Here is a 327-nt window from a genome sequence, read left to right as displayed (position 1 = left end):
GTTAAAGTCATACTCTACGGCTTGTAAAAAATGCAGTAACGCCCACGTTGCACCACGAGATTCATAAAACACGTCATCTATATCAAGCCATGGTGTTCTTACTTGCTGCTGCAATGGAGCAAGCGTTGCTTGCTTATTTGAAGAATTACCAGCTAAATCAGTATTAACTTTATCTTGCCCAACACTTGCACTTAAACGCTGGCTTAGACTACCTAAACGTTTTTCAGCTTCTTTTAACCAACTACGTAAGTTATCAGCGCGGGCATAAAACTGACTATCGCGCTCATGCTGATGAGCCATTTGCGTACGGTAAACAATTAAGTAATC

General features: G+C 41.0%; 1 protein-coding gene. It reads right to left on the bottom strand.

Annotation, left to right across the window (positions count from 1 at the left end; all coding sequences use genetic code 11):
• Positions 1-327, bottom strand: a 327-nt coding sequence (locus SB756_RS28835; RefSeq protein ID WP_410912939.1) for a DUF2333 family protein, incomplete at both ends; no start/stop codon positions are given.

This window comes from Pseudomonas sp. SIMBA_068 (genome assembly GCF_046534705.1).
Lineage (GTDB): Bacteria > Pseudomonadota > Gammaproteobacteria > Pseudomonadales > Pseudomonadaceae > Aquipseudomonas > Aquipseudomonas putida.
The sequence above is the reverse complement of the archived record's forward strand: the minus strand, read 5'-3'. Positions and strand labels throughout refer to the sequence as shown.